Annotated in this window: 7 protein-coding genes, 2 tRNA genes, 1 pseudogene and 1 other annotated feature; all 10 genes and pseudogenes read right to left on the bottom strand. The window is 32.5% G+C overall.

What is annotated here, in order from left to right:
• Nucleotides 1-937: elongation factor Tu (gene tuf, locus ARA56_RS12050; protein ID WP_242855951.1), on the bottom strand; the 937-nt coding region annotated here is incomplete at its 3' end.
• 66 nt (nucleotides 938-1,003) lie between these two features.
• Nucleotides 1,004-1,079 (bottom strand) — tRNA-Thr (locus ARA56_RS12045).
• Between the two features lie 153 nt (nucleotides 1,080-1,232).
• A pseudogene (locus tag ARA56_RS12040) lies at nucleotides 1,233-1,607 on the bottom strand (GTP-binding protein); the annotation flags it as partial.
• A gap of 66 nt (nucleotides 1,608-1,673) precedes the next feature.
• Nucleotides 1,674-1,749, bottom strand: a tRNA-Thr gene (locus ARA56_RS12035).
• A 79-nt stretch (nucleotides 1,750-1,828) separates the two neighbouring features.
• Complete coding sequence (gene sigH / locus ARA56_RS12030; protein ID WP_055267027.1) at nucleotides 1,829-2,473, bottom strand: RNA polymerase sporulation sigma factor SigH; 645 nt, start codon at nucleotides 2,471-2,473, stop codon at nucleotides 1,829-1,831.
• Between the two features lie 29 nt (nucleotides 2,474-2,502).
• Nucleotides 2,503-3,012 carry an NYN domain-containing protein gene (locus ARA56_RS12025; protein WP_055267025.1) on the bottom strand — a complete coding sequence of 170 codons (510 nt, stop codon included), beginning with the start codon at nucleotides 3,010-3,012 and terminating at the stop codon, nucleotides 2,503-2,505.
• A gap of 22 nt (nucleotides 3,013-3,034) precedes the next feature.
• Entirely contained in the window at nucleotides 3,035-3,910 is an 876-nt protein-coding gene (gene rlmB, locus ARA56_RS12020) for a 23S rRNA (guanosine(2251)-2'-O)-methyltransferase RlmB (protein WP_055267023.1), read from the bottom strand.
• 13 nt (nucleotides 3,911-3,923) lie between these two features.
• Nucleotides 3,924-4,346, bottom strand: coding sequence for a Mini-ribonuclease 3 (locus tag ARA56_RS12015; protein ID WP_055267021.1), 423 nt, complete (start codon nucleotides 4,344-4,346; stop codon nucleotides 3,924-3,926).
• A gap of 149 nt (nucleotides 4,347-4,495) precedes the next feature.
• Nucleotides 4,496-5,896, bottom strand: a complete 1,401-nt coding sequence (gene cysS / locus ARA56_RS12010; RefSeq protein ID WP_055267019.1) for a cysteine--tRNA ligase — start codon at nucleotides 5,894-5,896, stop codon at nucleotides 4,496-4,498.
• Between the two features lie 74 nt (nucleotides 5,897-5,970).
• Nucleotides 5,971-7,680 carry a proline--tRNA ligase gene (locus tag ARA56_RS12005; RefSeq protein ID WP_055267017.1) on the bottom strand — a complete coding sequence of 570 codons (1,710 nt, stop codon included), beginning with the start codon at nucleotides 7,678-7,680 and terminating at the stop codon, nucleotides 5,971-5,973.
• Nucleotides 7,681-7,788: 108 nt separating this feature from the next.
• Nucleotides 7,789-7,970: a binding site (T-box leader), on the bottom strand.
• Nucleotides 7,971-8,015: the final 45 nt, after the last annotated feature.

Below are 8,015 nucleotides of genomic sequence, written 5' to 3'. Positions count from 1 at the left end.
ATACTTGACCTACGAACTTGCTGTGTGGATTTACTGATCCAACTTTTGCTAATACTTGACCTCTTTCGATGTCAGTTCTTTGAACACCTCTTAATAATGCTCCGATGTTGTCTCCAGCTTGAGCTTCATCTAGTAACTTTCTGAACATTTCTATTCCTGTTACTACTACTTTTCTCTTTTCTTCCATTAATCCTACGATTTCAACTTCGTCTGATACATGAAGAACTCCTCTTTCAACTCTTCCTGTTGCAACTGTTCCTCTACCAGTGATTGTAAATACGTCTTCTACTGGCATTAAGAATGGCTTATCAGTAGCTCTTTCTGGTGTTGGGATGTAGCTGTCTACAGCATCCATTAATTCCATGATGCAAGCTGTTGCTTCTGGATCTGTTGGGTTTTCTAATGCTCTTAAAGCTGAACCCTTGATTACTGGAATGTCATCTCCTGGGAAGTTGTATTCAGAAAGTAATTCTCTAACTTCCATTTCAACTAATTCTAATAATTCTTCGTCGTCAACCATATCTGCTTTGTTTAAGAATACAACGATGTAGTCAACACCAACTCTTGAAGCTAGTAGTATGTGCTCTCTTGTTTGAGGCATTGGACCGTCTGCAGCTGAACAAACTAAGATTGCTCCGTCCATTTGTGCAGCACCAGTGATCATGTTCTTAACATAGTCAGCGTGTCCTGGACAGTCTACGTGAGCGTAGTGTCTATGTTCTGTTTCGTATTCAACGTGAGCTGTATTGATTGTGATTCCTCTTTCTTTTTCTTCTGGAGCCTTATCGATATCTGCATAGTTGAATGCTTCAGCGAATCCTCTGTTTGCTAATACTGTTGTAATAGCTGCTGTTAATGTAGTCTTACCGTGGTCTACGTGACCGATTGTTCCAATGTTAACGTGTGGTTTGCTTCTTTCGAATTTTTGCTTTGCCATTTGAAATTCCTCCTTACTTCTTTAGATACACCTTGCCTAGCGTTTGCATTTCTAAATGTATATAATTGGAGCTCACGATCGGGATTGAACCGACGACCTCCGCCTTACCAAGGCGACGCTCTGCCGACTGAGCTACGTGAGCATTAAAGTGTATTACACTTTAATATACCAATTATAAAGTTTACTAGCATTTGTTTTTTTTGTCAATATAGATTAGTACATTATTTATTATTTACAAGGCATTTTTCAAGCTTCTTCTTGACACGCTGTAGAGCGTTATCTATAGACTTTGAANTCTTGAAGCTAGTAGTATGTGCTCTCTTGTTTGAGGCATTGGACCGTCTGCAGCTGAACAAACTAAGATTGCTCCGTCCATTTGTGCAGCACCAGTGATCATGTTCTTAACATAGTCAGCGTGTCCTGGACAGTCTACGTGAGCGTAGTGTCTATGTTCTGTTTCGTATTCAACGTGAGCTGTATTGATTGTGATTCCTCTTTCTTTTTCTTCTGGAGCCTTATCGATATCTGCATAGTTGAATGCTTCAGCGAATCCTCTGTTTGCTAATACTGTTGTAATAGCTGCTGTTAATGTAGTCTTACCGTGGTCTACGTGACCGATTGTTCCAATGTTAACGTGTGGTTTGCTTCTTTCGAATTTTTGCTTTGCCATTTGAAATTCCTCCTTACTTCTTTAGATACACCTTGCCTAGCGTTTGCATTTCTAAATGTATATAATTGGAGCTCACGATCGGGATTGAACCGACGACCTCCGCCTTACCAAGGCGACGCTCTGCCGACTGAGCTACGTGAGCATTAAAGTGTATTACACTTTAATATACCAATTATAAAGTTTACTAGCATTTGTTTTTTTTGTCAATATAGATTAGTACATTATTTATTATTTACAAGGCATTTTTCAAGCTTCTTCTTGACACGCTGTAGAGCGTTATCTATAGACTTTGAATGCCTATCTAAATCACAAGCTATCTCCTGATATGACTTACCCTCTAAATAAGATTGTAATACTTGAATTTCTAAGTCTGATAATACCTTATTAATTTCCTCTTCAATGAACTCTTTTTGCTCTTGACTTATAATAAGCTCTTCAGGATCAGTTGTTCTTATACTAGATATTATGTCTAATAAAGTCCTATCTGATTCTTCTTCTGATACAGGTTTGTTCAAAGATATATATGTATTTAGAGGAATATGCTTTTGTCTTGTAGCTGTTTTTATTGCAGTTATTATTTGACGCGTAATACATAACTCTGCAAAAGCTCTAAATGAAGTAGATTTTTCTCCATTAAAATCTCTTATTGCTTTATATAAGCCTATCATACCCTCTTGATATATATCCTCTTTATCTGCACCTATTAAAAAATAGGATTTAGCTTTAACCTTAACAAAATTCTCATACTTAGAAATAATAAACTCTTGAGCTCTTTTGTTTCCTTTTTTAGCTTCTTCAACTATTTGTTCTTCTGATTCACATTTATAGAAATATTCTACAGAATTAAAATCTCTTTCTTCATTCATAAACTTCCTCCACCCCCCAATACCATTTATTAACTTCTCCTAATAGCTTCTAGTTTTTTCAAAACATCTTCATCTAAATTATCTTCTAAAGTATTTTTAGCTGATACATGAACTTTTTTACTATTTTTTTTTACATTCTCAATATCAACTCGTACTAAGTTATAGAACTCTATACTTGATATTCTTACAGCTCCTCTTTGAAAGATTGTTTGTTGCTCTAAGGAGTCAGAAGTTACAACATAAACTTCAAATCTTCTCCCTAAATTATGTACCTCTCTTTCAATATATGCATCAGCAGTTTCTCTATCCTTAGTAAATACAACTAATAAGTTTTTATTGTGTTCGTATTTGTTTTCAATATTACCAGTTACTCTATGTCCATCATAAACTATAACAATCTTACATCTATTAATAGCTCCATAATTATGCAATATATCAACTAGTTTTTGTCTTGCACTATCTAAACTAATTTCTTTTTCTCTCTTTAAATTACTCCAACTATTTATTACATTGTAACCATCAACAAATATAATTTTCACATTGAACACCTTTATATAACAATTATTTTGTTAATCTTCCTTTTAATACTTCATACATCATTATACCACCTGCTACTGAAGCATTTAAAGAGTTAATTTTTCCAATCATAGGGATTTTAACTAATACATCACATTTCTTTAGTGTAAGTTTAGAAATTCCTCTACCTTCACTACCTATAACTAATGCACATGCCCCAGAAAAGTTTGTATTATAGCTAAAATCTTTACCATCTATATCTGCTCCATATATCCATATGCCTTCTTCCTTTAATTGGTCAATCGTCGCATTTATATTGGTAACTTTAGCTATTCTCATATGCTCAATAGCACCTGCTGAACACTTATACACTGTAGGAGTTACTCCAACATTTCTTCTTTTTGGAATAATTATTCCATGTACCCCACATAATTCTGCTGTTCTTATTATTGATCCTAAATTATGAGGATCTTCTATTTCATCTAATATTACTATGAAAGGATCTTCACCTTTTCTCTTAGCACGATTAATAATATCTGTCACTTCAGAATATTTAAATGGAGTAACCTTAGCTATAACACCTTGGTGATTTGCTCCTCCACACATTTCATTTAATTTTCTTCTATCTACTTCTTTAATTACAACATTTTTATCTTTTGCTAAACTAAGTACTACTTTTATTGACCCTTCTAAGTCACCTTTGCTTACACATAAATATTCTATTGTTGTATCACTTTTTAAGGCTTCTATAACTGCATTTCTTCCTAAAACTAAGTCTTCTCTTATTTCTTCATGCATTGCTTCATTATTTCTCTTTGAGTAGTTATCTGAATAATCTCTTCTTCTTTCTGCTCTAGCTTGCTTCTCTTGAAATTTATTAAATTCTCTTTCTCTTCTTCTTGGGTTTTCTCTTTTAGCCATAATAGACTCTCCTTTATTTCTTATTAAGTTCTGTAGTCACGGCTTTATTCATTATGTAATTTAATCTTTCATAATTACCTATTAAATGTAAATAGCCAATAAGTGCTTCAAAACCAGTTGCCATTCTATAATCTCTTACATCTGCATTTTTCGGAACTGTTGCAGATTTTGTGTTTCTTCCTCTTTTAAAGATATAACTCTCTTCTTCAGTCAATTCTTCTTCTAATAAGTGCATAATAGTAGATTGACTTTTTGCTTTAACATATCCAATAGCTTTTACATGAATTTTATGTGCTGTTAATTCTACGTTATTAGCTAATATATAATTTCTAATAAAAAGTTCATAAACAGCATCTCCTATTAAAGCTAGTTGAAGTGGATTTAATAATCTAGCATCTTTAGGTGTAAATTCTTTTTCTCTATAATCTTGTAACATTTTTCACCTCTATCTATAACAATGGTAATTTTCTATTAAAATTTAAAAGTTAAGAGTTAAAAGTTAAGGCTAAAACTTACTTTTCTTTTACTCTTAACTCTTCATTATTAACTCTTAACTCTAATTACTCTACCATTATTAATTAAATCTTAGTCAGCCTTTTTCCATCTAACTCCTTGAGGAGTATCTTCTAAAATTATTCCTCTAGCTTTAAGATCATCTCTTATCTTATCAGCTAATGCAAAATCTCTATTTTTTCTTGCATCCTGTCTTGCTTGAATTAAAGCTTCAACTTCTTCTTCTAAGCTTACTTTAGTTGTTTTTTGTAATATTCCTAAAGGCATACCTAATTCTCTTATTAATTCTAAAGCTTTTTCACAAAGTTCTTTTGACGAATTAATAGTTACATTTGTATTTACATCTCGTGCTAAATCAAATAGAACTGAAATTGCATCGGCTGTGTTAAAGTCATCATCCATTTTTTCGATATATCTTTGTCTATAAGAATCTAAGCTATCAAGATATTTCTTTTCTTCATCAGTCATAGATTCTAACTTAACTTCATCAATTAAGCTTTCTAAGTTTCCTATAGCATTATATAATCTTTCAACTGAAGCTTTAGCTGAATCTAATAATTCAGTGCTAAAGTTTAATTGAATTCTGTAGTGACCTGAAAGCATTAAAAATCTTATAACATCTGCATCATATTCTTTTAAAGCATCTCTTGCTGTTAAGAAGTTATTTAATGATTTAGACATTTTTTGATTATTAACATTTAAGAATGCTGCATGTAACCAATAGTTTGCAAATTTCTTTCCTGTTAAGGCTTCGCTTTGTGCTATTTCATTTTCATGGTGTGGGAACGTTAAATCCATACCACCTGCATGTATATCTATAGTATCGCCTAATAATTTCTTTGCCATACAAGAACATTCAATATGCCATCCTGGTCTTCCAAGTCCCCATGGACTTTCCCATGCAGGCTCACCTGGTTTTCGTGCCTTCCAAATAGCAAAATCCATTGGATCTTCTTTTCTCTCATCTACATTTATTCTTGCACCAGCTTGTAAATCATCTAAGTTTTGACCTATTAATTGTCCGTAAGCTTCAAATTTCTTAGTTCTAAAATATACATCTCCATCAACAGCATAAGCATATCCTTTATCAACTAATCCCTTAACAAATTCAACAATATCTGTTATATATTCAGTAGCTCTTGGATTTACAGTAGCTCTCTTAATATTTAGTCCATCTGCATCTTTATAATATTCACAGATATACTTATCTCCGATTTCTTTTACTGTAGTTCCTTCTTCATTTGCTCTATTTATCATTTTATCATCTATATCAGTGAAATTTTGAACATAATTAACTTCGTATCCTCTATACTCAAAATATCTTCTTATAGTATCAAAAACGATAAATGTTCTACCATTCCCTATATGAAAGAAGTTATATACTGTAGGACCACAAACATACATCTTAACCTTTCCTGGCTCTAACGGTACAAACTCTTCTTTTTTTCTAGTTAAGCTATTAAAAACTTTCATTCTCTTCAAACCTCCTTAATTGAATTTTTTATAAACTTACTTATTCACCACTAAGTGAATCAAGCTTTATTATCTTATAATCTTACTCCTTGTTTATCAAATTGAGATTTAACAACATCTAAAACAGAATCAATTTTTATTACTTCCATTTCCCCATCTCTTAATTTGAATTCAACTTCTCCATCAGATATCTTTTTACCAACAGTAACTCTCATTGGAATTCCTATAAGTTCTGAATCTTTAAACTTAACTCCAGGTCTTTCATTTCTATCGTCTAATATAGCATCTACACCCATAGCTCTTAATTCATTATATAACTTATTTGCTATTTCCATTTGAGCTTCATCTTTAATATTTACAGGAATTACTGATACATGATATGGTGCAACTGAAAGTGGCCATATAATACCATTTTCATCATGATGTTGTTCTATTATAGAAGCCATTGTTCTAGTAACACCTATTCCATAGCATCCCATTACAAATGGTACATTTTTACCATTTTCATCTATAAATGTTGCATTCATTGCTTCAGAGTACTTAGTTCCTAACTTGAAGATATGACCTACTTCTGTCCCTCTTGCAATAGTAACTTCTCCTCCACACTCTGGACACTTTTCTCCTATAGTTATATTTCTGAAATCACCAACTGTTCCTTCAAAGTCTCTTCCATAGTTAACATTTTCTAAGTGATATCCTGTTTCATTTGCTCCAACTACAAAGTTAAACATCTTTGAAACTTCCTCGTCAACTAATAAAGTATCTACCTTTATACCTACTGGTCCTGCAAATCCTACTCCAGCATTAGTAGCTGCAAAAACTTCTTCTGCTGTAGCCATATTTAAATCTACAATTCCACCTAAAGCATTTGATACTTTAACTTCATTAACTTCTCTATCTCCTCTAACCATAACTGCAACTATCTTGCCATCAGCATTAAAGATTAAAGTTTTAGCAAATTTCTTTTCAGTAGTATTAAAGAATTTAACTAACTCTTCTATTGTTCTAATGTTTGGAGTTTCAGTCTTAATCATTTCTTTTAATTCTTCAGCTTCTGCAACCTCTGGTGTTGATGGAGCCTTTTCTATATTAGCTGCATAATCACAACAAGTACAGAATACTACATCATCTTCACCAACTTCTGATTTAACCATAAATTCTGCTGAATTTGATCCACCGATAGCTCCTGAATCAGCAGCAACGCACTTAGCATTTATTCCACATCTATTGAATATTTTTACGTAAGCATCGTGCATCTTATCATATGAAGCATCTAATCCTGCTTGGTCTTTATCAAAGCTATAAGCATCTTTCATTATGAATTCTCTTGATCTCATAACTCCGAATCTTGGTCTTCTCTCATCTCTATATTTAGTTTGAATTTGATAAAGATTAACTGGTAATTGCTTATAAGATTTTATTTCATTTCTAGCTATATCAGTAAATACTTCTTCGTGAGTAGGTCCTAAACAAAACTCTCTATTTCCTCTATCTTTTAATCTGAATAATTCAGCTCCATAAACTCCCCATCTTCCTGATTCTTGCCATAATTCAGCAGGTAAAAGAGCTGATGCTAAAAATTCTTGAGCTCCTGCAGCATTCATTTCTTCTCTTACTATATCTTCTACATTCTTTAATACCTTTAAACCAATTGGCATATAGTTATATACACCAGCAGCCATTTTTCTAATCATTCCAGCTCTAAGCATTAGCTTATGGCTATCAATTTCTGCTTCTGCTGGCACTTCTCTTAATGTTGATACTAACATATTTGACATTTTCATAATTAGTTCCTCCAATTTGTTTATATTTATCATCGCTATTCATAATTTAAAATAACTATAAAATTAGCATATTGTTCTACAATTAAAAAAAGCCGTCCCTAATTATATAATTAGGGCGACTTGTATCGCGGTACCACCTAAATTTGTGCTCTTAATAATGATAACGGTATTAGACCGATAGTTTTTACCTATAACTCCGAAGCTGGTTCAAAATCTAGTTGAGAATCTTACAGCCACGGATTCTCTCTCTGAAAAAGGCGATTTCTACTATTCTTCTTCACTGCTTTAAATTTAATATTTATAATTTATTATATAGTTCCAAAAAACTTATGTCA

The sequence above is a fragment of the Clostridium disporicum genome (assembly GCF_001405015.1).
Classification (GTDB): Bacteria; Bacillota; Clostridia; order Clostridiales; family Clostridiaceae; genus Clostridium; species Clostridium disporicum_B.
The sequence above is the reverse complement of the archived record's forward strand: the minus strand, read 5'-3'. Positions and strand labels throughout refer to the sequence as shown.

Bases quoted from the DNA above. Each gene is read 5' to 3' on its own strand.
- sigH (WP_055267027.1), bottom strand. From the start codon at position 2,473: ATGAATGAAGAAAGAGATTTTAATTCTGTAGAATATTTCTATAAATGT.
- rlmB (WP_055267023.1), bottom strand. From the start codon at position 3,910: ATGGCTAAAAGAGAAAACCCAAGAAGAAGAGAAAGAGAATTTAATAAA.
- ARA56_RS12015 (WP_055267021.1), bottom strand. From the start codon at position 4,346: ATGTTACAAGATTATAGAGAAAAAGAATTTACACCTAAAGATGCTAGA.
- cysS (WP_055267019.1), bottom strand. From the start codon at position 5,896: ATGAAAGTTTTTAATAGCTTAACTAGAAAAAAAGAAGAGTTTGTACCG.
- ARA56_RS12005 (WP_055267017.1), bottom strand. From the start codon at position 7,680: ATGAAAATGTCAAATATGTTAGTATCAACATTAAGAGAAGTGCCAGCA.